Origin of the sequence: Streptomyces fildesensis, from assembly GCF_016107395.1 — a bacterium.
Lineage (GTDB): Bacteria > Actinomycetota > Actinomycetes > Streptomycetales > Streptomycetaceae > Actinacidiphila > Actinacidiphila fildesensis.
In genome coordinates, this window is the sequence record NZ_JAAIKO010000001.1 from 701,239 (window position 1) to 725,731 (window position 24,493).

The 24,493-nt window shown below is 71.1% G+C and carries 22 protein-coding genes and 1 pseudogene; 10 read left to right on the plus strand and 13 right to left on the minus strand.

Translation table 11 applies throughout. The annotated features are described in order from the left end of the window. Positions 1-96 precede the first annotated feature (96 nt). From C6N31_RS03170 to C6N31_RS03215, 10 genes are all read right to left on the minus strand, one after another. On the minus strand, positions 97-1,725 hold the full coding sequence (locus tag C6N31_RS03170; RefSeq protein WP_138352865.1) for an NADH-quinone oxidoreductase subunit N: 1,629 nt from the start codon (positions 1,723-1,725) through the stop codon (positions 97-99). After that, positions 1,725-3,293 (minus strand): complex I subunit 4 family protein, encoded by a 1,569-nt coding sequence (locus tag C6N31_RS03175; protein ID WP_138352864.1) that lies wholly within the window; start codon positions 3,291-3,293, stop codon positions 1,725-1,727. Before C6N31_RS03175 ends, C6N31_RS03170 begins: the two co-directional genes overlap by 1 nt. A 3-nt stretch (positions 3,294-3,296) precedes the next feature. Then, positions 3,297-5,294, minus strand: a complete 1,998-nt coding sequence (locus tag C6N31_RS03180) for an NADH-quinone oxidoreductase subunit 5 family protein (protein WP_138352863.1) — start codon at positions 5,292-5,294, stop codon at positions 3,297-3,299. Next, a complete protein-coding gene (gene nuoK, locus C6N31_RS03185; RefSeq protein WP_138352862.1) occupies positions 5,291-5,677 on the minus strand; it encodes an NADH-quinone oxidoreductase subunit NuoK in 387 nt (128 codons plus the stop codon). The genes C6N31_RS03180 and nuoK overlap by 4 nt, the downstream gene beginning before the upstream one ends. Next, positions 5,677-6,240, minus strand: a complete 564-nt coding sequence (locus C6N31_RS03190) for an NADH-quinone oxidoreductase subunit J family protein (protein WP_138352861.1) — start codon at positions 6,238-6,240, stop codon at positions 5,677-5,679. The genes nuoK and C6N31_RS03190 overlap by 1 nt, the downstream gene beginning before the upstream one ends. Next, complete coding sequence (locus C6N31_RS03195) at positions 6,237-6,794, minus strand: 4Fe-4S binding protein (RefSeq protein ID WP_198357085.1); 558 nt, start codon at positions 6,792-6,794, stop codon at positions 6,237-6,239. Before C6N31_RS03195 ends, C6N31_RS03190 begins: the two co-directional genes overlap by 4 nt. A 107-nt stretch (positions 6,795-6,901) precedes the next feature. Then, positions 6,902-7,864: an NADH-quinone oxidoreductase subunit NuoH gene (gene nuoH, locus C6N31_RS03200; protein WP_138352859.1), complete on the minus strand. Its 963-nt coding sequence runs from the start codon at positions 7,862-7,864 to the stop codon at positions 6,902-6,904. Next, complete coding sequence (locus tag C6N31_RS46865) at positions 7,861-9,039, minus strand: NADH-quinone oxidoreductase subunit C (protein ID WP_232484680.1); 1,179 nt, start codon at positions 9,037-9,039, stop codon at positions 7,861-7,863. The genes nuoH and C6N31_RS46865 overlap by 4 nt, the downstream gene beginning before the upstream one ends. Continuing rightward, a complete protein-coding gene (locus C6N31_RS03210) occupies positions 9,036-9,695 on the minus strand; it encodes an NADH-quinone oxidoreductase subunit B (RefSeq protein WP_198357086.1) in 660 nt (219 codons plus the stop codon). The genes C6N31_RS46865 and C6N31_RS03210 overlap by 4 nt, the downstream gene beginning before the upstream one ends. Further along, a complete protein-coding gene (locus C6N31_RS03215) occupies positions 9,686-10,054 on the minus strand; it encodes an NADH-quinone oxidoreductase subunit A (protein WP_138359465.1) in 369 nt (122 codons plus the stop codon). Before C6N31_RS03215 ends, C6N31_RS03210 begins: the two co-directional genes overlap by 10 nt. A 190-nt stretch (positions 10,055-10,244) precedes the next feature. Here C6N31_RS03215 and C6N31_RS03220 point away from each other — a divergent pair, with 190 nt between their 5' ends. The 5 genes from C6N31_RS03220 to C6N31_RS03240 all read left to right on the plus strand — a co-directional run bounded on the left by C6N31_RS03220 (position 10,245) and on the right by C6N31_RS03240 (position 17,131). Then, positions 10,245-11,465: a sensor histidine kinase gene (locus C6N31_RS03220; RefSeq protein ID WP_164296599.1), complete on the plus strand. Its 1,221-nt coding sequence runs from the start codon at positions 10,245-10,247 to the stop codon at positions 11,463-11,465. A 105-nt stretch (positions 11,466-11,570) separates the two neighbouring features. Continuing rightward, complete coding sequence (locus C6N31_RS03225; protein WP_198357087.1) at positions 11,571-12,884, plus strand: sensor histidine kinase; 1,314 nt, start codon at positions 11,571-11,573, stop codon at positions 12,882-12,884. 231 nt (positions 12,885-13,115) lie between these two features. Beyond that, positions 13,116-13,775 (plus strand): response regulator transcription factor, encoded by a 660-nt coding sequence (locus C6N31_RS03230; RefSeq protein ID WP_275946681.1) that lies wholly within the window; start codon positions 13,116-13,118, stop codon positions 13,773-13,775. A gap of 325 nt (positions 13,776-14,100) precedes the next feature. After that, positions 14,101-16,038, plus strand: a complete 1,938-nt coding sequence (locus C6N31_RS03235) for a 2-oxoacid:acceptor oxidoreductase subunit alpha (RefSeq protein ID WP_164296594.1) — start codon at positions 14,101-14,103, stop codon at positions 16,036-16,038. Then, positions 16,031-17,131 (plus strand): 2-oxoacid:ferredoxin oxidoreductase subunit beta, encoded by a 1,101-nt coding sequence (locus tag C6N31_RS03240; protein WP_198357088.1) that lies wholly within the window; start codon positions 16,031-16,033, stop codon positions 17,129-17,131. Before C6N31_RS03235 ends, C6N31_RS03240 begins: the two co-directional genes overlap by 8 nt. A gap of 217 nt (positions 17,132-17,348) precedes the next feature. Here the strand turns inward: C6N31_RS03240 and C6N31_RS03245 are convergent, their stop codons facing one another. Continuing rightward, the gene (locus C6N31_RS03245) at positions 17,349-17,765 is read right to left on the minus strand and encodes a winged helix-turn-helix transcriptional regulator (RefSeq protein ID WP_138357539.1); all 417 of its coding nucleotides are present in this window, start codon (positions 17,763-17,765) and stop codon (positions 17,349-17,351) included. Between the two features lie 117 nt (positions 17,766-17,882). Between C6N31_RS03245 and C6N31_RS03250 the strand changes: the two genes are divergently transcribed. From C6N31_RS03250 to C6N31_RS03270, 5 genes and pseudogenes are all read left to right on the plus strand, one after another. Next, on the plus strand, positions 17,883-18,740 hold the full coding sequence (locus C6N31_RS03250) for an SDR family oxidoreductase (RefSeq protein ID WP_138357540.1): 858 nt from the start codon (positions 17,883-17,885) through the stop codon (positions 18,738-18,740). A gap of 150 nt (positions 18,741-18,890) precedes the next feature. Then, a complete protein-coding gene (gene rarD, locus C6N31_RS03255; RefSeq protein WP_232484681.1) occupies positions 18,891-19,838 on the plus strand; it encodes an EamA family transporter RarD in 948 nt (315 codons plus the stop codon). Between the two features lie 62 nt (positions 19,839-19,900). After that, complete coding sequence (locus C6N31_RS03260) at positions 19,901-20,662, plus strand: class I SAM-dependent methyltransferase (protein WP_138357541.1); 762 nt, start codon at positions 19,901-19,903, stop codon at positions 20,660-20,662. 24 nt (positions 20,663-20,686) lie between these two features. Continuing rightward, a pseudogene (locus C6N31_RS03265) lies at positions 20,687-21,412 on the plus strand (DUF6895 family protein); the annotation flags it as partial. Between the two features lie 473 nt (positions 21,413-21,885). After that, on the plus strand, positions 21,886-22,443 hold the full coding sequence (locus C6N31_RS03270) for a flavodoxin family protein (RefSeq protein WP_138357543.1): 558 nt from the start codon (positions 21,886-21,888) through the stop codon (positions 22,441-22,443). A 57-nt stretch (positions 22,444-22,500) separates the two neighbouring features. On the opposite strand, the gene C6N31_RS03275 is transcribed toward C6N31_RS03270, so the two are convergent. Both C6N31_RS03275 and C6N31_RS03280 read right to left on the minus strand, forming a co-directional pair. Further along, entirely contained in the window at positions 22,501-23,400 is a 900-nt protein-coding gene (locus tag C6N31_RS03275) for an ABC transporter permease (RefSeq protein WP_187144978.1), read from the minus strand. After that, positions 23,387-24,448 (minus strand): ABC transporter ATP-binding protein, encoded by a 1,062-nt coding sequence (locus C6N31_RS03280; RefSeq protein ID WP_138357544.1) that lies wholly within the window; start codon positions 24,446-24,448, stop codon positions 23,387-23,389. Before C6N31_RS03280 ends, C6N31_RS03275 begins: the two co-directional genes overlap by 14 nt. Positions 24,449-24,493: the final 45 nt, after the last annotated feature.

Consider the following 24,493-nt stretch of genomic DNA (forward strand, 5'->3'; position numbering starts at 1 on the left):
GGCGGGGGAACCTTCTCCCCTCTTAGGAGAACCTCCTGTACTGGTCAACGCCACCGGAAGGCCGCTAGTTCCCTTGTGCACACGCCCCGGGCGGGGTCAGAGCAGCGCCCCCGAGGCGTAGCGGAGGACCAGCTGCGGGACGCCGGAGAGCACGATGCCGGCGACCGCGGTGAGGGCGATGGCGGCGGTGAGCGGGGCGGGCGTCCGGGTGGCGGGCACCGCCACGGCGACCGCACCGGCAACCGCTCCGGAGACCGTTCCCGTGCCGTCCGCCGCGCCCGTGGCCGCCGCCGGCCCGGCCTCCGGCTTCGCGAACAGGAGCGCGGTCCAGCGCAGGTAGTAGACGAGCGCGATGACCACGTTGACGGCCATGACGACGGCCAGCCAGGCCGGTCCCGTACCGACGATCGACGAGAAGACCGCGACCTTGGCGAAGAGTCCGATGACGCCCGGCGGCAGCCCGGCCAGGCAGAGCAGGAAGAACGCCAGCGCGAGAGCCGTCAGCGGGCGGTTCGCGTAGAGCCCCCGGTAGTCGGTCAGGCGGTTGGCGGGGGCCGTTCGGGCGACGAGGGCGGCCACCGCGAAGGCACCGAGGTTCACGGCCGCGTACATCAGGGCGTACGCCACGGTGGTGCCGATCTGGTGCTGCGGGTCGTCGGAGTACGCGGCGGCCGCGATCGGCACCAGCAGATAGCCCGCCTGGCCGATGGAGGACCAGGCCAGCAGCCGGACCGCGCTGTGCGCGAACCCGGCGCGCTGGCGCAGCGCGGCGACGTTGCCGACCGTCATCGTCAGGGCGGCCAGTACGGCGACGACCGGGCCCCAGACGTCGGCGTACGGCTCGAACGCGATCACGGTGATGAGGATGAGGCCGGAGAAGCCCGCGGCCTTTCCGACGACCGAGAGGTACGCGGCGATCGGCAGCGGCGCGCCCACGTAGGTGTCGGGTACCCAGAAGTGGAAGGGCGCGGCGGCGAGCTTGAAGGCGAAGCCCACGAGGGTGAGGACCGCGCCGACCTTGGCGAGCGTCGCCAGCTGCGGCTGTACGTCGCCCAGACCGTCCGCGATCGACGCCAGGTGGAGGGTGCCGGTGGCGGCGTACACGAAGCTGACGCCGAGCAGCGTGACGGCGGTCGCCGCCACGGAGGAGAGGAAGAACTTGAGCGCGGCCTCGGACGAGAGCCGGTCGCCGCGTTTGATGCCGACGAGCGCGAAGGCGGGCAGCGTCGTGACCTCCAGGGCGACGACCAGGGTCGCCAGGTCCCGGGAGGCGGGCAGCAGCGCGGCTCCGGCGGCCGAGGACAGCAGCAGGAACCAGTACTCGCCGGCCGGGTACTTCTCCATGTCGTGCATCGACAGCAGCGCCGTCAGCAGCGCGCCGCCGATGACGAGGAGCTGGATGACGACGGTGAAGTGGTCGGCCGCGTAGGAGCATTCGCCGGGGTCGGTGGTGAGGCAGAACGTCTTGCGGTGGCCGGCCCGGAGCGGGCCCAGGGCCAGCCCGGCCAGGGCGAGGCCGGCGATGGTGACCCAGCCCAGCAGGGCCTTCTTCTCCTTGGGGAGGAAGAGGTCGGCCACCAGGACGACGAGCGCGACGGCCGCGGGGATCGCCGCCGGGGCGATGGCGATCCAGTCCACGGACTGCACGAGGGAGCCGACGGCGTCCGCCGCGAGCGTTCCGGTCGCGTGGGAGGAGGCGTGGGAGCCGGTGACGGGGATGCTCATCAGCTGCCTCCGAGGAGCGAGCGCACGGCCGGGTCGGTGAGGCCGAGGAGGGCCGCGGGCCACAGGCCGGCGAGGACGGTGAGGGCGGCGAGTGGGGTCCAGGCGGCGAACTCGTAGCCGTGGACGTCGGACAGCACCGGCTGCCCGGACTCCGCGGTGCCCTTGTCCCCCATGCAGACGCGGCGCACGACGGCCAGCAGGTACGCGGCGGTGAGCAGGGTGCCGAACGCGGCGACCGCCGTGAACACCAGGTAGGTGGGGCGGCTGAGCCCGTCGGCGGGTTTGAAGGCGCCGAACATGGCGAGCATCTCGCCCCAGAAGCCGGCCAGCCCCGGCAGTCCGAGGGAGGCGACGGCGGCGAAGGCGAGCAGGCCGCCGAGGCGGGGGGCCCTGCCGTACAGGGCCGCGCCGTTCTCCCCGGTGAGGCGGTCGAGGTCGCTCGTTCCGTAGCGGTCCTTGATGGCGCCGACCAGGAAGAAGAGCAGGCCGGTGATGAGGCCGTGGGCGACGTTCGCGAAGAGCGCCCCGTTCACACCGGTCGGGGTGAGGGTCGCGATGCCGAGCAGCACGAAGCCCATGTGGCCGACGGAGGAGTAGGCGATGAGGCGCTTCAGGTCGCCGCCGGCTCCCTTGCGGGCCAGTGCGAGGCAGGCGAGGGACCCGTAGACGATGCCGACGACGGCGAACGCGGCCAGGTAGGGCGCGAAGGTGTGCATGCCGTCCGGGGCGACGGGCAGCGCGATACGGACGAATCCGTAGGTGCCCATCTTGAGCATGACGCCGGCCAGCAGCACGGAGCCGACGGTGGGCGCGGCGGTGTGGGCGTCCGGGAGCCAGCTGTGCAGCGGCCACATCGGGGCCTTGATCGCGAAGCCGATGCCGATGGCGAGGACGGCGAGCAACTGCGTGGAGTGACCGAGCGACGACCCGTTGTCAGTGGCGAGTGCCACCATGTCGAATGTGCCCGCTTTCACCCCGATGAGCAGCAGGCCGAGCAGCATGATCACGGAGCCGAGGAGGGTGTAGAGGATGAAGCGCAGCGAGGCGGCCTCGCGTCCGGCGCCGCCCCAGCGGGCGATGAGGAAGTACATCGGGATGAGGACGGTCTCGAAGGCCAGGAAGAAGAGCATCAGGTCCAGCACGGCGAAGGTGCTGAGGGTGCCCGCTTCGAGGACGAGGAGCAGGGCGACGAAGGCCTTGGGGGACGGGCCCGCGGGCCTTTTGAAGTAGCTGTGGAGCGCGCAGAGGAAGGTCAGCAGCGCGGTCAGGACGAGGAGGGGGAGCGAGATGCCGTCGACGCCGAGATGGATGTGGATGTTGAGGGCGGGGATCCACTTGAGGTCGGTGCTGGCCTGCATCGTCGCCGGGTGGTCGTGGTCGAAGCCGGCCGCGAGGACGATCGCGAGGATCAGTACGGCGCCGGTGACCGTGACGCCGTGGCGGAGCACGGCCTGGTCCGGGTTGCGTCCCCGGAGGCCGGGCGGCGCGGGGAGCAGGGCTCCGACGGCACCGAGCAGGGGCAGGACCACGATGCCTGCGAGCACGTACTGGAGGGCGGTGTCGTTCACGGCTCACGCTCCGACGGCGACGAGGACGGCGAGTACGACGGCACCGGCCAGCAGCGCGCTGAGATAGGTCTGGACATTTCCGGTCTGGGCGCGCCGGACGGCCGCGCCGAGCAGGCGCGGCGCCGCGCCCGCTCCCCGTACGTAGGTCTCGACGACCTCGCGGTCGAGGAAGCGGACGAGGTTCGCGGCGGCGAGCACCGGTCGGACGAAGAGCGCCGTGTAGACGGCGTCGAGGTGGAAGCCGCTCGCCGCGTGGCGGTGCAGGCGGCCGAGGAGCAGCCGGCCCGGGTCGGCCGGGTCGTCGGACGACGCGATGTCGCCGTAGACGGCGGTGTGCGCGGCGATGGCGGTCGCTTCCGCCTCGGCAGGCTCGGCGCCCGAGTCGGCGCCGATCGCGCCGAGCGGGGCGGCGGACCGGCGGGCGGCACCGGCCGTCCAGGCGCCGTAGGTGACGAGGACGCCGACGAGGGCGAGGCCGATGCCGAGGACGGAGGTGAGGAGGGTCGGGGTGAGCTCGGTGCCGTCGAACCACTTCGGGAGGTCGAAGACCGACGGGACGAGGGCGATCATGCCGAACGCGACGCTGGGGACGGCGAGCACCCACAGGACGGCGTTCATGATCGCGGGCTCACGGCCGTGGTCGGCGGCGCGCGGCCCGCTGCCCCGGAAGGCGAGCAGGAAGAGCCGGGTGGCATAGCCGGCGGTGAGCACGGCGGTGATCAGCCCGGCGGCCAGCACGGTCCAGCCGACCGCCGACGGCACGCCGTCGGTGTGGCCGCCGGAGGCGTGCTCGGCGGCGCGCAGCACCGATTCCTTGGAGAAGAAGCCGGAGAAGGGAGGCAGGGCGGCGAGCGCCGCCAGGGCGATGCCCATCGTCCACATGGCGTCCGGGGCGCGCTTGCCGAGGTCGCCCATACGGGACATCGCGGAGAGCGAGTTGGTGCCGGCCGCGTGGATGACCACGCCCGCTCCGAGGAAGAGCAGCGCCTTGAAGGCGCCGTGGGACAGGAGGTGGAAGACGGCGGCGCTGCGGTCGCCCACGGCGAGCGCGCCGGCCATGTAACCGAGCTGGCCGATCGTCGAATAGGCCAGTACCCGTTTGATGTCGTCCTGGGCGAGGGCCGCGAGACCCGAGCCGATCATGGTGACGGCGGCCATCACGGCGAGGACCACGAGCGCGGCCGCGCTGGCGGTGAAGACGGGCAGCAGCCGGGCGACGAGGTAGATGCCGGCCGCGACCATGGTCGCGGCGTGGATCAGCGCGGAGACCGGCGTCGGGCCGGCCATCGCGTCGGGCAGCCAGGTGTGCAGCGGGAATTGGGCGGACTTGCCCGCGACTCCGGCGAGCAGCAGCAGCGCGACGATCGTCGGGTGCTGGAGCTGGCCGTGGGTGGCGGCGGTGAGGATCCCGTTGATGCGGAAGGTGCCCGCGTCGGTGGCGAGCGCGAAGACGCCGATGATGAAGGGGACGTCGCCGAGCTTGGTGACGAGGAACGCCTTCATGGACGCCGCGCGGGCGACCTCGGTCTCCCAGTAGTGGCCGACCAGGAAGTACGAGCAGATGCCCATGATCTCCCAGCCGACCAGCAGCACCATCAGGTCGCCGGAGTAGACGACCAGGAACATGGCGGCGGTGAAGAGGGAGACCAGGGCGGCGTAGGAGGGGTAACGGGGATCGTCGCGCAGGTACGCCGTCGAGTAGAGCTGGACGCAGGTCGCCACGAGGCCGACGAGCACCGCGATCAGGACGGCGAAGCCGTCCAGGTGCAGGGCGAGGTCGATGGGGACCGAGCCGGTCGGGGTGAGCCGGGTCGCGGCGTCGGTGGGCGCGCCGCTGCCCTGCCGCACGGCGACGACCGCGGCCAGCACGAAGGCCGCCGCGGTCGGCAGTACGGCGAGCGGCCGGACGAATCCGGGGGCCCGCCTGCCCAGCAGCAGTCCGGCGGCCGCGCCGAGGAACGGGAGGATGGGGACCAGCGCGGCAAGGGTCGTGAGGGTCACGCGGTGGCCTCTGCCTTCTCGTCTGCCGCCGCGTCCGGCGTGCTGCCCGCGCCGGCCGGACCGGTTCCGGCGAGGCCGTTCTCGGCGAGGTCGGTGAGCCTGTCGACGTCGGAGCTGCCGCGGTTGCGGTAGACGAGCAGCACGATCGCCAGACCGATGCCGATCTCGGCGGCGGCGATGGTGATGGTGAAGAGCGTCAGCGCCTGGCCGGCGTGCAGGGTGTCGCGGAGCCAGACGTCGAACGCGACGAGGTTGAGGTTGACCGCGTTCAGCATCAGCTCGACGGACATCAGGACGAGGATCGCGTTGCGGCGGCCGAGGACGCCGTAGAGCCCGATGGAGAAGAGGAGGACCGCGAGCACGGCGGGATAGGCGAGGTGCATCAGCTCTCCTTGTCCTGGTCCTGGTTCTTGCGGGACAGCACGATGGCACCGACCAGGGCGGCGAGCAGCAGCACCGACAGCGCCTCGAACGGCAGCACCCAGTGCTGGAAGAGGGTCTGCCCGGTGACCTTGGTGGAGCCCTGGACCGAACCGTCCAGCTCGATCCACGTGGTGCGGAACGCGTCGACGACCACCCAGACCAGGGTGATCGCGGAGGCGGCCGCCACCGTGACCGCGACCCAGCGGTTGTCGGAGTCCGCGTCCGGGGAGCGGCCGATGGGCGCCCGGGTGAGCATCAGCCCGAACAGGATCAGGACCACGACGGAACCGACGTAGATCAGCACCTGCACCCAGGCGATGAACTCCGCCGTCAGCAGCAGGTACTCGACGGCGAGCCCGCCGAGCGCGACCACCAGCCACAGCGCGGCGTGCACCAGCTGCTTGGTGGTGACGGAGATCAGGGCGGCGCCGAGGGTGGCGATACCGACGAGGACGAAGGCGATCTCGACCCCGGTCGGGGACAGGAATCCGGAAGGGGCCGCGGCGGCGGCTGCGAGGCTCATGCGCCGCTCTCCGGTGGTGTCTGCCCGGCCTGTCCGGCCTGTCCGGCCTGTCCGGCCGACTGGGCCTGCGCCGCCTGCTCCGCCTGCTGCGCGGCGATGAGCTTGTCCGCCGCCTTGCGGGCGGCGGCGATCTCCTTGGGCTCCTCGGCACCGGGGTCGAGCGCGGGCGGGGCCGGCACCGTCCACATCCAGTCGCGGAGCTTGTCGCGCTCATGGGTCAGTTCGAGGATGTCGGTCTCGGCGTACTCGAACTCCGGCGTCCAGAACAGCGCGTCGAAGGGGCACACCTCGATGCAGATCCCGCAGTACATGCAGAGCGAGAAGTCGATGGCGAAGCGGTCGAGCACATTGCGGCTGCGCTCCCGCCCGCCGGGCGCGGTGGCGGGCGTCGTCTCCTTGTGGGAGTCGATGTAGATGCACCAGTCGGGGCACTCGCGCGCGCACAGCATGCAGACCGTGCAGTTCTCCTCGAACAGCGCGATGACGCCGCGGCTGCGCGGCGGCAGATCGGGCTGCACGTCGGGGTACTGCGCGGTGACGGAACGGCGCGTCATCGCCTTGAGGGTGACGGCAAGGCCTTTGGCCAAGCCGTGGCCGGGAAATCGAGAGGAGCTCCCGGAGGGAGTCGTTGGAAGGGCGGGGGTGGGAGACGGGTGGGCCACTACGAGATCACCACCTTGACGACGCCGGTGAGCGCGATCTGCGCCAGGGCGAGCGGAATGAGGACGGTCCAGGCGAGCTTCTGCAGCTGGTCCTCACGCAGCCGCGGATACGTGACCCGGAGCCAGATGACGACGAAGGCGAGCACCGCGGTCTTGAGCAGCGTCCACACCCAGCCGACGCTGTCGGCCCACGGGCCGTGCCAACCGCCGAGGAAGAGAACGGTGGTCAGCCCGCACAGCACGACGATGCCCGCGTACTCCGCGAGCAGGAACAGCGCGAAGCGCAGACCCGTGTACTCGGTGTACGCACCGAAGATGATCTCCGAGTCGGCGACCGGCATGTCGAACGGCGGGCGCTGCAGTTCGGCCAGGCCCGCGATGAAGAAGACGAGGGCGCCGACGATCTGCCACGGCGTCCACCACCACTGGTACGCGTCGACGATCCCGGGGAGCGAGAGTGTGCCCGCCGCCATCGCGACGGAGGCCGCCGCCAGCAGCATCGGCAGTTCGTAGGCCATCAGCTGCGCGGCCGTACGCAACCCGCCGAGCAGCGAGAACTTGTTGGCCGACGCCCAGCCGGCCATCAGCGACCCCAGGACCCCGACGCCCATCACCGCGAGCACGAAGAACAGCCCCGCGTCGATGGCCTGTCCCACGAAACCGTTCGGGCCGACCGGAATGGCGATGAGCACCAGGAGATAGGGGAGCAGCGCGACGGCCGGCGCCAGCTGGAAGATCCGCCGGTCGGCCTCGGCCGGGACGATGTCCTCCTTCTGCGCGAACTTCACCCCGTCGGCGACCAACTGGGCCCACCCGTGGAAGCCGCCCGCGTACATCGGGCCGAGCCGGCCCTGCATATGGGCCATCACCTTGTGCTCGGCCTGGCCGACGAGGAGCGGGAACGTGAGGAAGACGACGAGAACGGCGACGAGCCGCAGCGCGACATCGAGGATGTCGTTCACGGGGTCGGTCCTCCCTCGGTGTCGGGGGTCTCCGGCGGGGTGGCCGGGGCGGGTTGAGCAGGTTCAGCGGGCGGTGCGGGTTCGGCAGGCGGAGCGGTCTCCGTAGCCGGAGCCGGTTTCCCGACAGGCGCGGGTTTCTCGGTCGGCGGTGCCACCGGTGCGGGTTTCTCCGCCGGGGCCTGCTGCCACGGGGCGTCGGGCTGGTCGCTCGCCGGGCGGGGCCGTCGGGCCGGCCGCTCGGCGGCGGCACCCGCACCGGCAGCAGCCGCACCGCGCGCGGCACCGGCCGCGCCCGCCGCCCGCGGGGTGCGGGCGGGGCGGGCCGGGGCCGGCGGGAGCTGGCCCTTGAGCGGGCCCCATTCGTTCGGGTCGGGGACGCCCGGCGGGAGCATCGTCCGGCGCTTGGGCCCGCCGTGCTCCGATTCGCCCGGCTCCTTGGCGCCCGGCCATGCCTTGGCGACGCGGGCCGCGAGGACGAAGTCCTTGCGCAGCGGATGGCCCTCGAACTCGTCGGGGAGCAGCAGCGGCACCAGGTGCGGGTGGCCGGTGAAGTCGATGCCGAACATCTCGTGGGTCTCGCGCTCGTGCCAGCCGGCGCCCGCGAAGACGTCGATAGCAGTCGGCAGCACGGCCGCCGAGTGCGGGACGGTGGTGCGGACGAGCAGCCGCCGCACCATGCGGCCGTCGGCCGCGGCACCGGGCAGCGACACGAGGTGCGCGCAGACCCGGAAGCCCGCGGCGGCCTCGTCGACGGCGCTCAGCCAGTCGAAGTAGGTGCAGCCGAGCTTGTCCCTGGCGATCTCCAGCGCGGCGATCCACGAGCCGACCGGAACGTCCACGGTCAGCAGACCGAACGCCTCCACGGCCGTGGCCTCGGCCCCGAAGATCCCGGCCGCGGCACCGGGCAGCCACCCGACGGCCGGCTCGGCGGGAACCGGCGCGACGGCCGGCGGTTCGGCCGCGGCCGGCTCGACGGCGGCCGGAGCAGCGTCTGAACTCGCGCCGGGTTCAGCGCTCGGCGCCGTGCCCGGCTCGACACCCGGCGACGGCGGCCGTTCAGCACCGGTTTCAGCGTCAGGAGTCGTGCCCGGCTCCGACGCCGCCTCGGCGTCCCGCTCTGCCGCCGGCACGGCGCCCGGCTCTGCCTCCGGCGCACCCGGTTCCGAGGTCGTCATCGCTGGTCCTCCCCCGGCGTCGGCGGTGCGGCGATCAGCTTGCTGCTCAGGGCCGCCACGGACGGGCGGGCCACCGGGCCGTCGGCGTACCGGTCGGCGAGGGACTCGCGGGCGATCTTCTCCTGGAGCTTGAGGATCCCCTGGAGCAGCGCCTCGGGCCGCGGCGGGCAGCCGGGCACGTAGATGTCGACGGGGATGATCTGGTCGACGCCCTTGGTGACGGAGTAGGAGTCCCAGTACGGGCCGCCGCAGTTGGAGCAGGCGCCGAAGGAGATGACGTACTTCGGCTCGGGCATCTGCTCGTAGAGCCGCCGCACGGCCGGCGCCATCTTGTCCGTGACGGTGCCGGAGACGATCATCAGGTCGGCCTGCCGGGGGCCGGGGGCGAACGGGATGACGCCGAGCCGGATGAAGTCGTGCCGGGCCATCGACGCCGCGATGAACTCGATCGCACAGCAGGCGAGTCCGAAGTTGAAGACCCACAGGCTGTAGCGGCGGCCCCAGTTCAGGATCACCTTCATCGGTTCCGGCGCGAGCCGGGCGAGCGTGCCCAGCCGGCGCGGTTCCGGCAGGTACTGGACCTCGCTCCCGTCCGGACCGGAAGCACCGGAGGCACCGGGACCGGACGTCGCGGGAGTCACGGGGGTCACGTCCATTCGAGGACGCCCTTCTTCCAGGCGTAGAGCAGGCCGACGGCCAGGAAGCCGATGAAGACGAACATCTCCACCAGCGTGGTCGCGCCGAATCCGGGTGCGGCGAAGACCGTCGCCCAGGGGAACAGGAAGATCGTGTCCACCGCGAAGATGACGTAGAGGAAGGAGTACACGTAGTAGCGGATCTGGGTGTGCGCCCAGCCCTCGCCGACGGGGTCGACCCCGCACTCGTACGTGAGCATCTTTTCCTGTGTCGGCACGACCGGCCGCAAAAGCCGCCCGGCGCCGAAGGCCACGGCCACGAAGAGCACCCCGACCACCGCGACCAGACCGACGACCGAGTAGCCGTGGAAGTAGTCCACGTCCGTCCGCCCCTCGTTCCCTCGTTGTCCAGCGATCCCAGTGGATCTTTAGACGATCTATACGGAGGGAGTCTAGGCCCTGACTTGAGCGCGGGAAGCGGCCGTGCAGGCGTCAGGGGGGTTAACCCCACCTTGTCCCGCCCTATGAACCCCATGGCGCTCCGGCCGCCCCTACCGGCAGGCTGGGAGCATGAGCCCGAGTCCTGCTGTCCCGACCTCCGCCGAACCCGCCCCGCTGCCGCCACCGCGGCTCGCGTACGGCGCGGTGACCTGGAAGGAAGTCGGGTATCTGCTGCTGAACCTGCCGATCGTGATCATCGGCTTCGTCTTCGTCGTGACGATGCTGGCGATCGGTATCGGGCTGTCGGTCACGGTGATCGGACTGCCCCTGCTCGCGGGCGGGCTCGTCGGCTGCCGGCTGCTCGGCAAACTCGAGCGGGCGCGCGCCCGGGAGCTGCTGGGTGTGGTGATCGACGATCCCCGGCCGATGCGGCCGAGCACCTTCGGCTTCCTGCCGTGGCTGTGGGCGACGCTCAAGGACCCGGTCGCCTGGCGGCACGCGCTGTACTTCGCCATCCGGCTGCCCTGGGGCATCCTCACCTTCACCGTCACCTTCGCCTCGCTCTTCGTCGCCTGGCCCGCGCTCGGCTTCATCGCGCGCGGGCTGACCACCGTGGACCGGGTGATGGTGCGGGGGCTGCTGCAGCCGTCGGACGAGCTGGAGCGGCGGATCGCCGAGCTGGAGTCGGACCGGGGGGTGGTCGTGGACCATGCGGCGGCCGATCTGCGGCGGATCGAGCGCGATCTGCACGACGGGGCGCAAGCCCGGCTCGTCGCGCTGGCGATGGACCTCGGGCTGGCCAAGGAGAAGCTGCTGGAGGACCCGGAGGCGGCGGCCAAGATGGTGGGCGAGGCGCACGGCGAGGTGAAGATCGCCCTCCAGGAGCTGCGTGATCTGGCCCGCGGCATCCATCCGGCGATCCTCACCGACCGCGGTCTGAACGCCGCGCTGTCGTCGGTCGCCGCGCGCTGCACGGTGCCGGTCCAGGTCGGTGTCGACCTGGACGCCCGGCCCGCGGCGGCGATCGAGGGCATCGCGTACTTCACCGTGTCCGAGCTGCTGCAGAACATCAGCAAGCACAGCGGCGCGCGCACCGCCAGTGTCGACCTGTGGCGTTCGCAGGAGCGGCTGATGATCCAGGTCAGGGACGACGGGAACGGCGGCGCCGGCACCACCGGCGGTACGGGCCTTGCCGGGCTGACCGAGCGGCTCGACTCCGTCGACGGCCTGCTCGTCGTGGACTCCCCCGTCGGCGGCCCGACGACCATCACCGCCGAACTCCCCTGGCGCGACCGCGAGCAGACACCGCCCCGGACCGGGTCCGCACGCCAGGGCCACCTCGCGGGGTAGGGATATCCCCCTCCCGAACACGCCGATCCGCACCATGGGCGGGGAGGCGCCGTTCGACCAGGCTGTATGTCATAAGGGAGCAGAAACCAGAGGACGGACGGAACCATGGCCTACGATTTTTCGCCGGCACCGCGCGAGCACCGCGTCCCAGCGGTGCTTCGCGCGCCGTTCGAGGCGAGGACCTGGCGTGAGTTGGCATACCTGCTGCTGAACCTGCCCATGGGCATCTTCAGCTTCGTCTACGTCGTGACGATGCTCTCGGTCGGTGCGGGCCTCCTCATCACCTTCCTCGGCCTGCCGGTCCTGGCCGCGGGCCTCGCGGGCTGCCGGGGCATCGGCATCATCGAGCGGGCCCGGGCGCGCGCGCTGCTGCGTCACGACGTGCCGGAGCCGGGCCCGGTCCGCGCCGCCAAGGGCGGCTTCATGGGGTGGCTGGGCGCCCAGCTCAAGAGCGGCGTCTCCTGGCGGCACGCCCTCTACTGCTTCCTGCACTTCCCGTGGGCGGTCTTCAGCTTCTGCGTGTCGATCTCGTTCTTCTTCTACGGCTGGGGCTTCCTGACCTACCCGCTGTGGCGGTGGATCTTCCCCGTCTACCTCGGCCAGGCGGGGCTGCAGCTGGACGGCGACGCCAACGGTGGCGGCTGGTACCTGCACACCGCCGGCGACATGGTGCTCACCTCCAGCGTCGGCCTGGTCCTCGTCATCGCCGCCCCGTGGATGTTCCGCGGCATGGCGCACGTCGACCGGCTGATGGTGTCGGGGCTGCTCGGCCCGTCGAAGCTGGCCACCCGCGTCACCGAGCTGGAGTCCGACCGAGGAGTCGTCGTGGACCACGCGGCGGCCGACCTGCGGCGCATCGAGCGCGATCTGCACGACGGCGCGCAAGCCCGGCTCGTCGCACTGGCGATGGACCTCGGCCTGGCCAAGGAGAAGCTGCTGGAGGACCCGCAGGCCGCGGCCGTCATGGTCGGCGAGGCACACGGCGAGGTGAAGATCGCCCTCCAGGAGCTGCGCGACCTGGCCCGCGGCATCCACCCCGCGATCCTCACCGACCGCGGTCTCGGCCCGGCCCTGTCGGCGGTCGCCACGCGCTGCACGGTGCCGGTGAGCGTGACCGTGGACCTGCCGGCCCGCCCGGTGCCCGCGATCGAGGGCATCGCGTACTTCACGGTCTCCGAGCTGCTGCAGAACATCAGCAAGCACAGCGGGGCCTCGAAGGCCCAGGTCGACATCTGGCGGTCGGCGGACCGGATGATGCTGTACGTCTCCGACAACGGCGTCGGCGGTGCCGACACCGCGGCCGGTTCGGGGCTGGCGGGGCTGATGGAGCGGCTCGACGCCGTCGACGGTGTGCTGGCCGTCGACTCCCCGCCCGGCGGCCCGACGCGCATCACCGCCGAGCTCCCCTGGCGGGTGTGACACCCGCCGGGACCCCCGGCAGCGGCCGGGCCACCCCTGGGACTCCCCGGATTCCCCGCGGCCTCCGCCCGCTGAATCCGCCCCCACCCCACGCCCCTCATCGCCGGCCGGACCCGGAAATCCGGGACCGTCCGGCGATTAGGGGCGGCAGGCTCCCCATCCCGGGTCCCGATACTGGAATGCTGGGGTGGTCACATCGAATGTGGGGGGCTGGAACACGTGGGAGACAGGGTGCGGGTCGTCATCGCCGAGGATTCGGTACTGCTTCGGGAGGGCCTGACCCGGCTGCTGACCGACCGGGGTCACGATGTCGTCGCGGGAGTGGGCGACGCCGTGGCGCTGATCAAGGTCATCGGAGAGATGGCGGACGAGGGCAATCTCCCCGATGTGGTGGTGGCGGACGTCAGGATGCCGCCCACCCATACGGACGAAGGTGTGCGGGCCGCCGTTCAGCTGCGCCGGGAGCATCCCGGGGTGGGTGTGCTGGTGCTGTCGCAGTACGTCGAGGAGCAGTACGCGACGGAGCTGCTGGCCGGCAGCAGCCGCGGCGTCGGCTATCTGCTCAAGGACCGGGTGGCGGAGGTCCGTGAATTCGTGGACGCCGTGGTCCGGGTGGCCCAGGGCGGTACCGCGCTGGACCCCGAGGTCGTGGCGCAGCTGCTGGGCCGGAGCCGGAAGCAGGACGTTCTGGCGGGGCTCACTCCGCGCGAGCGCGAGGTGCTGGGCCTGATGGCCGAGGGCCGGACCAACTCCGCGGTGGCCGCTCAGCTGGTGGTGAGCGACGGCGCGGTGGAGAAGCACGTGAGCAATATCTTCCTGAAACTGGGGCTGGCACCGAGTGGCGGGGATCACCGCCGGGTGCTGGCCGTACTCACCTATCTCAATTCATGATCATCTGACAAAGTGTCAGATGCTGGCATGGTGCGCCCCGCATTCGGCGCGGCGCACCACACACCGGTACGGAGCAGCACGCACCGGCATTGAGTCCCGCTCATGCGCGCGGTCGTAGAACTGAAGCAGCACGCGACAGCGTCTTACGAGTGAGGGCTTCGGGGGGCGATGGAACCGTGGCACAACGCGGCACACAGGAAGCTCAGCGCGACGTTCCGGATGCGGTCAAACCCCAGGAAGGTGACCCTTACCCCCGTACCATGTGGGTGGGATCAACGGTCATGACCGTGTCCGTGAGCCGCCGCCTCGAAGGAGGTCCGATTCAGTGACCAGCCAGGTCAGCAGCCCAGCCGTAGGACAGCCGCTGCTCGGTGAACAGCGCAAACCGGCCAAGGAGGTCCAGCGGCTGGACCGGGTGATCATCCGGTTCGCCGGGGACTCGGGTGACGGAATGCAGCTCACGGGTGACCGGTTCACCTCGGAAACGGCGTCGTTCGGGAACGACCTTTCCACGCTGCCGAACTTCCCCGCCGAGATCCGGGCACCCGCGGGAACCCTGCCGGGTGTGTCCAGTTTCCAGCTCCACTTCGCCGATCACGACATCCTCACGCCCGGCGACGCGCCCAACGTGCTCGTCGCGATGAACCCGGCCGCGCTGAAGGCGAACATCGCCGATCTGCCGCGCGGCGCGGAGATCATCGTCAACACGGACGAGTTCACCAAGCGGGCGATGGCGAAGGTCGGTTACGCGGCCAGCCCGCTGGAGGACGGCTCGCTGGAGGCGTACGCGATCCACCCGGTGCCGCTGACGAGCCTGACCGTGGAGGCCCTGAAGGACTCGGGGCTGGCGCGCAAGGACGCGGAGCGCGCGAAGAACATGTTCGCGCTGGGCCTGCTGTCGTGGATGTACCACCGGCCGACCGAGGGAACCGAGAAGTTCCTGCGGAAGAAGTTCGCGACGAAGCCCGACATCGCCGAGGCGAACGTCGCGGCGTTCCGGGCCGGCTGGAACTTCGGGGAGACCACCGAGGACTTCGCGGTCTCCTACGAGATCGCCCCGGCCTCCGCCGCCTTCCCGGCCGGCACCTACCGCAACATCTCGGGGAACCTGGCGCTGTCGTACGGCCTGGTCGCCGCGAGCAAGCAGGCCGACCTGCCGCTGTACCTGGGCTCGTACCCGATCACCCCGGCCTCCGACATCCTGCACGAGCTGTCGAAGCACAAGAACTTCGGTGTGCGGACGTTCCAGGCCGAGGACGAGATCGCGGCCATCGGCGCCGCGCTGGGCGCCGCGTTCGGCGGGGCGCTGGCCGTCACCACCACCTCGGGGCCCGGTGTGGCGCTGAAGTCGGAGACCATCGGGCTGGCGGTGTCGCTGGAACTGCCGCTGCTGGTGGTGGCGATCCAGCGCGGCGGCCCGTCCACCGGGCTGCCGACCAAGACCGAGCAGGCCGACCTGCTGCAGGCGATGTACGGGCGCAACGGCGAGGCGCCGGTGCCGATCGTGGCCCCGGCCACCGCGGCCGACTGCTTCGACGCCGCCATCGAGGCGGCCCGGATCGCGCTCACCTACCGCACCCCGGTGTTCCTGCTCTCCGACGGCTACCTGGCCAACGGCAGCGAGCCGTGGCGGATCCCCGACATCGACGAACTGCCGGACCTGCGGGTGCAGTTCGCCACCGGCCCGAACCACACGCTGGACAACGGCGACGAGGCGTTCTGGCCGTACAAGCGCGACCCGCAGACGCTGGCCCGCCCCTGGGCGGTACCCGGCACCCCCGGTCTCGAACACCGGATCGGCGGTATCGAGAAGCAGGACGGCACGGGCAACATCTCCTACGACCCGGCCAACCACGACTTCATGGTCCGCACCCGCCAGGCGAAGATCGACGGCATCGACGTACCGGACCTGGAGGTCGACGACCCGAGCGTCGTCGACGGACAGCCGCACGCCCGCACCCTGGTGATCGGCTGGGGCTCGACGTACGGTCCGATCACCGCCGCGGTACGGCGGATCCGGGCCGGCGGCGGCCAGGTCGCGCAGGCCCATCTGCGCCACCTCAACCCGTTCCCGAGGAATCTCGGAGAGGTTCTGAAGCGTTACGACAAGGTGGTGGTCCCCGAGATGAACCTCGGCCAGCTCGCCCACCTGCTGCGGGCGAAGTACCTGGTGGACGCCCGCTCGTACAACCAGGTCACCGGCCTCCCGTTCAAGGCCGAACAGCTCGCTCACGCCATCATGGAGGAGGGCGCAGATGTCTGAGGCAACCATCGCCGACCACCCCACGCCGGGGCTTCCGGCCCTGTCGTTGGTCCCCAAGTCCGACACCAAACAGTCGATGAAGGACTTCAAGACGGACCAGGAGGTGCGCTGGTGCCCCGGCTGCGGTGATTACGCGGTCCTGGCCGCCGTCCAGTCCTTCATGCCCGAGCTGGGACTCGCCCGCGAGAACGTCGTCTTCGTCTCCGGCATCGGCTGCTCGTCGCGCTTCCCGTACTACATGAACACCTACGGGATGCACTCCATCCACGGCCGCGCCCCGGCCATCGCCACCGGACTCGCCTCCTCCCGGCGGGACTTGAGCGTCTGGGTGGTCACCGGCGACGGGGACGCGCTGTCCATCGGGGGCAACCACCTCATCCACGCACTGCGCCGCAACGTCAACCTCAAGATCCTGCTGTTCAACAACCGGATCTACGGCCTGACGAAGGGTCAGTACTCGCCCACCTCCGAGGTCGGCAAGATCACCAAGTCGACCCCGATGGGCTCGCTGGACGCGCCGTTCAACCCGGTCTCGCTCGCCATCGGCGCCGAGGCCAGCTTCGTGGCGCGCACCATCGACTCCGACCGCAAGCACCTGCAGTCGGTGCTGCGCGAGGCCGCCGCCCACCCGGGCACCGCGCTGGTGGAGATCTACCAGAACTGCAACATCTTCAACGACGGCGCCTTCGACGCGCTCAAGGACCAGCAGACGGCGCAGGACGCCCTGATCCGGCTGGAGCACGGGCAGCCGATCCGGTTCGGCGCGCCGGCCGAGGACGGTCTGGGCTCCAAGGGCGTCGTCAGGGACCTGGCCACCGGCGAACTCAAGGTGATCGACGTGACCGTGGAAGGGACGGCAGGGGTGCTCGTCCACGACTCCCACGCCGCGTCGCCCACCACCGCCTTCGCCCTGTCCCGCCTCGCCGACCCGGACACGCTGCACCACACCCCCATCGGGGTGCTGCGCAGCGTCGAACGGCCGGTCTACGACGCCGACATGTCCGACCAGCTGGAACGCGCCGTCGAGGAGAAGGGCAAAGGCGACCTCGCCGCACTGCTCGCCGGCCAGGACACCTGGACGGTCGTCGGCTGACGACCGGCACACCACCGCACAGCGGCACATCGCCACACCGGCACATCGACGGAGCGGTCCACGCGGATGCCCGCCCGGGGGAGTTCGACAACTCCCCCGGCGGGCATCGCCGTTCAGCGGTCCGGTGCGTTCAGCGATCCGGTGCGTTCAGCGATCCGGTGCGTTCAGGGGTCGTTCGCGGTCCGGTTCGTCGGCGTCCTTTCGCGGTCCGGTCCGTTCAGCGCGCGGCGTCGTACGTCGCGCGCGCCTCGAACACGTCCGGCAGTGAGCCGCCGATCCAGCAGGCGAGCTCCCAGACGCGCCGCGCGGCGCCCTCACCGAGCGGGGTGAGGGAGTACTCGACGCGCGGCGGGATCACGGGGTACGCCTCGCGGTGCACGAAGCCGTCACGCTCCAGCGCCTGGAGCGTCTGGGCGAGCATCTTCTCGCTCACCCCGCCGACCTGCCGGCGCAGGGCGCTGAACCGGTGCGTCCCGTCGATCAGCGCGGCGAGGACGAGCACGCCCCAGCGGCTGGTGACGTGCTCCAGGACCACCCGCGAGGGGCAGTCCGCCGAGAAGACGTCGGGAACGTCCCGTGGGGGCCCACTGGCGACCAGCTGCTCCAGTGCACTGGGCTCGATACTTACGCTCATACCAGTACCTTACCTCAAAGTGGGTACTTTCGATTGGTTAGTGCAGGTCCTAGGGTGAGTGCATCAGCCGGTCCGGCGCAGTCACCGGCCACGTCGTTACTACAGGGAGCACTCACCATGAGCATCGTTGTCACCGGAGCCACCGGACAGCTCGGCCGCCTCGTCATCGACGAGCTGCTGGAGCGCGTGCCCGCCGACCGCATCGCCGCCGTGGTGCGCGACGCGGACAAGGCCGCCGACCTCGCCGCCCGCGGCGTGGAGCTGCGGATCGCCGACTACAGCAGCCCGGAGACGCTCAAGGCCGCCCTCCACCCCGGTGACACGGTGCTGCTGATCTCCAGCAACGATCTGCACGGCCGGGTGGCGCAGCACACCGCGGTGATCGATGCCGCCAAGGAGGCCGGGGTGGCCCGGCTCGCCTACACCGGCATACTCGGCGGGCCCGAGGCGGACTTCCTGCTCGCCTCCGCCCACCGTGAGACGGAGCAGCTGATCCTCGCGTCCGGGCTGCCGTACACGTTCCTGCGCAACGGTTGGTACACCGAGAACTACACGAGCCGGCTCGCCACGGTGCTGGAGCACGGCGCCGTCGTCGGCAGCGCCCGCGAGGGCCGGGTCGCCAGCGCGGCCCGCCAGGACTACGCCGCCGCGGCCGCTGTCGTGCTGGCCGGGGACGGCCACGAGAACACCGCCTACGAGCTGAGCGGCGACACCGCCTGGACGCTGGGCGAGTACGCCGCCGAAGTGGCGAAGCACTCCGGCAAGGAGGTCGTCTACACCGACCTGCCCACCGAGGACTTCCGCGCGCTGCTGACCGGCACGGGCATGCCCGCGGACTTCGCCGAGATCTTCGCCGACGTGGACGACGCGATCGCGCGCGGCCGGCTCGCCATCGCCACCGGCGACCTGGCCCGGCTGATCGGCCGCCCGACCACCCCGTTCACGGTGACGCTCGCCGAGGCACTGAAGGTCTGACCCGCCCGCCGGCCCTACCGCTCCGACCTGCGGATCCTGGTCCGGCATCCGTTAAGCCCCACCTGTCATGACCGTTAAGCAAGACGGCCATGACAGGTGGGGCTCGACGGCGCTACCTTCGAGCATTGGCATCTGCCCGAGGAGCATCCGTTGTCGCCACCAGTGAACGAGCACCGCGCGGGCCTTGCGTACGGATTCGGCGCCTACGGGCTCTGGGGCACCTTCCCGCTCTTCTGGCCGCTCCTCAAGCCCGCCGGAGCGCTGGAGATCCTCGCCCACCGGATGGTCTGGTCGCTCGCCGTCGTCGCGGTGATCCTGCTGGTCATGCGCCGCTGGGCCTGGATACCCGAGCTGCTGCGGCAGCCCAAACGGCTCGGCCTGCTCGCGGTCGCCGCCACCGTGGTCTCCGTCAACTGGGGCCTGTACATCTGGGGCGTCAACTCCGGCCATGTCGTCGAGACCTCGCTCGGCTACTTCATCAATCCGCTGGTCACCATCGCCATCGGCGTCCTGGTGCTGCGCGAACGGCTGCGGCCGCTGCAGTGGACCGCGGTCGGCATCGGCGTCGCCGCCGTCCTCGTCCTGGCCATCGGGTACGGGCGGCTGCCGTGGATCGCCCTCACCCTCGCCTTCTCGTTCGCCACCTACGGCTTCATCAAGAAGAAGGTCGGCATGGGCGGGCTGGAGTCGCTGGCCGCCGAGACCTCCGTGCAGTTCCTGCCCGCGCTCGGCTATCTGATCTTCCTCGGCGCCCAGGGCAACGCCACTTTCACCGGCGAGGGCCCCGGCCACGCCGCTCTTCTCATGGCCTGCGGCCTCGTCACCGCCGGCCCCCTCATCGCCTTCGGCGCCGCCGCCATCCGCCTCCCGCTCAGCACCATCGGGCTGCTGCAGTACCTCGCTCCGGTCTTCCAGTTCCTCCTCGGGCTGGTCTACTTCCACGAGGCCATGCCCCCCGAGCGCTGGGCCGGGTTCGCCCTCGTCTGGGGTGCCCTCGCCCTCCTCACCTGGGACGCCCTACACAACGCCCACCGCACCCGCACCGCGGCCCGCGACGCCGCGACGGCGATGGCCGCGAAGGCAACAGCCCCGGCGTAAGCCGCCCTGCGCCCCCGGAAATCCGCTGGCCCGGGCCGGGACGCGATGCCAGGGTTGGGGGCATGATGCGCAGCTTCGAGGAACTGGTGGCCGAGGCCGAGACCGTGTCCGTCGACGGCTGGGACTTCTCCTGGCTCGACGGGCGGGCGAGCGAGGAACGGCCCTCCTGGGGCTACGCGCGGGCCATGGGCGAGCGGATGGCACGGTCCACCGCGGCGCTGGACATCCAGACCGGGGGCGGAGAAGTGCTCGCCGGGGTGCCGCGGCTTCCGGCGCTGACCGTCGCCACGGAGTCCTGGCCGCCGAACGTCGCCAAGGCCACCGCGCTGCTGCATCCGCTCGGGGCGGTCGTCGTCGCCGACGAGGACGAGCCGCCGCTGCCGTTCGGCGACGCGGCGTTCGACCTGGTGGTGAGCCGCCATCCGGTGACCACGTGGTGGACCGAGATCGCGCGGGTACTGCGGCCCGGCGGAACGTACTTCTCGCAGCAGGTCGGCCCCGCGAGCGTGTTCGAGCTCGTCGAGTACTTCCTGGGCCCGCTGCCCGCCGAGGTAAAGCGCGGGCGGCATCCGGACGACGCCCGGACCGCGGCCGAGGCCGCCGGGCTGGAGGTCCTCGATCTGCGGATGGAGACGCTGCGCACCGAGTTCCACGACATCGGCGCGGTGATCTACTTCCTCCGGAAGGTCATCTGGATGGTCCCGGGCTTCACCGTCGAGCAGTACCGGACCGAGCTGAAGGCCCTGGACGAGCAGATCCGGACGGACGGTTCATTCGTCGCTCATACCACTCGTTTCCTCATCGAAGCACGCAAAAGCTCCTGACGCCGACGCCTCCACGCCTGGGGGCAGTTCGGCGAGGGAGACCCGCTCTACGCGCGGTTGCTGCGCTACCCGCTCATGACGGACTCGCTGGAGACGTACGCGCACCTCGCCCGCGGCGGCTACCGCCATGAGCCGATGCAGCAACTGCTCCGGCACGTCACCGGATTGCGGTCGGTGCGCAACGTGGAGCACCATCCCAACCGCGCCCTCGCCGTCGCCAACGCGGTGCGCGTCGCCGGCCTCGAAGGCACCGGACGGGCGGGCGACCGGGAGGAGTTGATCCGCGCCACCTGGCTCGGGAACACTCCGGAACCCTGGCTCATCGACTGGATGACCGGCTACAGCATGACGCACACGGTCTTCCATGCGACCGACCGGGGCCGCCGGCCGGAGGACCTCCCGGACGACATCGGCGACTATCTCGCCGCGTGGCTCCCGGCCTGGATCGACATCTGGGCCGAGGTCGGCGAGTGGGACCTGATGGGCGAGCTGATGATCGTCGGCAGCTGTCCGAAGGAGCCGTACCTCGATCCGGGGACCTGGGAGCTGATGGCCGGCATCCAGCACGAGGACGGCCTGGCGCCACGCGACACGTCCGCCGTCTCCGACGACCCCGACGACGGGTTCGCGGACCAGCAGCACACGGCGGTCGTCGCCGCGATCGCCGGCACCCTGGCACCCTCCCGCACCCTCGACGGCGGTTCCGGCGGCGGTTCTCCCGAGGCCGACGGCGCTCCGGCCCGGCCGTGACGCGATGGCGATACACCGCTCCCGCCATGAACAGCACATTCATCCAGCGCGCGTACGACGCGCTGCGCTCGCTGGCGGCCCGGCGAACCCGCTGACGCTTCCCACCGGATTCCGGCACCTTCGGCGTGCTGAGCCAGTCGAGTGGCCATCAACCGGATACCGTCGTCAGCGACATGGCGATTGGTTACAAATGTCTGGTACATCCCACTAGCATGTGAAGGAATGGATGCGCCTCCCGGGCGATTGATCACTACCTGTCCAGTCCGCCGACTCCGGGTCGCCACGAAGACCACCGCAACTCAGCGGCAGGGTCACGTTCAGCGGCCCGCAGATGACAGCATCTGCGGGCCGCAGCCCAACGCCTCACCCCTTCCCGCCTCGTTCCGCCTCCGCGCCGACCCATCCCGACCGGCCTCGACGCGCTACGACCGAACGGCCTTGACGAGAATTACATGCGCGTGCAATAAATGCGTATGCACACTCAGCGGACGTTCCTCTTCCTTCTCGGCAGCCCTCGCGCGGACGGCAACACCGAGCTCCTGGCGCGGCACGCCGCAGAGCAACTGCCCCCCGGCGCCGAGCAGCAGTGGCTGCGGCTGACGGATCTGCCGCTGTCGGACTTCGAGGATCTGCGCCACGAGGGCGACGGCCGCTACCCCGCGCCCACCGGCCACGGCAAGGTCCTGCTGGACGCCACCCTCGGCGCGACCGACCTCGTGATCGCCTCGCCGCTCTACTGGTACAGCGTCTCGACCGCCACCAAGCGCTACCTCGACCACTGGTCGGGCTGGATGCGCGTACCGGGCGTGGACTTCAAGCCCCGGATGGCCGGACGGAAGCTCTGGGGCATCACGGCCCTGGCGGGGCAGGACCCCGCCGACGCCGACGCCCTCGCGGGCACGCTGGAGAAGACGGCGAACTACCTGAGGATGGAGTGGGGCGGCGTGCTGACGGGCAACGGCAGCGAGCCCGGCGACGTACTGAAGGACACCGCGGCGCTCGGCCGGGCGAAGGAGTTCTTCGCGGAATGACGGTGCTTCGGCGGGAAGCGGATGCCGCACGGGGCGGCCCGCTTCACGCGCCGAGGTTCACGCGCTGATGTCCCGCGAGGTGAACCGCGCCCACGCGGCGGAGCCGAACACCGCCGCGTACAGCGCCTGCAGACCGAGATTCTTGACGATGTCGTCCCAGTAGACCGGGGCCCGCAGGACATCCGCGAAGCTCAGCCAGTAGTGCGGGAAGAGATACGGCTGGACGACGTGCAGCTGCGGGATCGTGTCCACGATCTGCACGGTGATCACCAGGCCCACCGTCGCCGCCATCGCGCCGATACCGCTGTTGGTGAGGGTCGAGATGAACAGCCCGATCGCGGCGACGCCCACCAGCGAGGCCGCGACCAGCGCCGCGATCATCAGGGCGCGCACCAGGCCGTCGGAGAACGAGATGGTCGTGCCCGACAGCAGCGTCACGTCCCCCAGCGGGAAGAGCGCCGCGCCGACCGCCAGTGCCGCGCCCGCCACGACCAGCGTCGCCACCGCGCAGAAGGCGGCCACGGCGGTGAACTTGGCGAGCAGCAGCCGGGTCCGGCCGGCGGGGGCCACCAGCAGATAGCGCAGCGTGCCGGAGTTCGCCTCGCCGGCGACGGAGTCACCGGCGATCACGCCGACCGCCATCGGGAGGAAGACCGGGAGGGTCGCGGCGAGCGAGGCGAAGCTCAGGAACAGGCCGTTGTTGCTGACCTGCGAGATGAACGCAGGACCGGCGCCGTCTCCCCCGCCGCCGCCTCTGCCGGCCGAACCGCCGTTGCGGGTCTCGATCTTCACCGCGATACCGACCAGCAGCGGCACGCCGGCGAGCACCGCCAGCAGCGCCACGGTCCGCCAGCGGCGGAAGACGATCGTCAGCTCGCTGCGGAACAGCCCCAGCGACCAGAGGGCGCTGCTCAGCGGGCGGACGACGGGGACCGTTCCGGCCTCAGCCCGCGACATCGAAGCCCTCCCCGGTCAGTGCCACGAACGCGTCCTCCAGCGAGGCCCGTTCGACTCCGAAGCCGCGGACCCGCACCCCGGCGGCCACCAGGGCCGCGTTGAGGTCCGCGAGGTCCAGCGGTCCGGCCGGTGCCGCCGCTTCGGACGGCGCTGACGGATCGGACGGATCGGACGGATCGGGGGCGTCCGGCGGGTCGGGCGGCAGCTCGCCGGTGACCTTGTCGTCCAGGACGATCAGATCTGTCACGCCGTGCTCCTTGAGAATCCGTACCGCGTCCGCCGGATCGGGGGTCGTCACGGCGAGCCGGCCGCGCGTGCCGGCCGCCAGTTCCGCGACGGTCCCCTGGGTGATGAGCCGGCCGCGTGCCATGACGGCGACGTGCGAGCACACCTGCTCGATCTCGTCGAGCAGATGCGAGGAGAGGAACACGGTCGTGCCGTCTGCCGCCAACTCCCTGATCAGGGACCGGATCTCGCGCATTCCCTGCGGGTCGAGGCCGTTCGTCGGCTCGTCCAGCACCAGCAGCTCGCGCGGTTGCAGCAGCGCGGACGCGAGGCCGAGCCGCTGCTTCATGCCGAGCGAGTACGCCCGCGCCTTCTTGCCCGCGGCGGCCGCCAGGCCGACCCGGTCGAGCGCGTCCCCGACCCGCGCGGTGCGCGTGCGGGGGTCCGCCGTGGGATCGGCGGAGTCGTACCGCACCAGGTTGTCGCGGCCGGACAGAAAGCCGTAGAGCGCCGGTCCCTCGATCAGCGCGCCGACCTTCGGGAGCACCGTGCGCCCGGCGCGCGGCATCGGGCGGCCCAGCACCGCGGCCGTCCCGGCCGTCGGCTCGATCAGGCCCATCAGCATCCGGATGGTGGTCGTCTTGCCCGAGCCGTTGGGCCCGAGAAAGCCGAAGACGCTGCCGCGCGGCACCGTGAGGTCCAGGCCGTCCACGGCGAGCGTCCCCCGGTACTGCTTCGTCAGACCACGGGTCTCGATCACGGCCTCGGCATCGGCCGCGGTCCCGGGCCTCCCGGTACCGGTCCCGGCGGACGGCTCTTCCATCGCACTTCCTCTGCAGGAGGACAAGAGCCCGCCCGGCCGGTGACA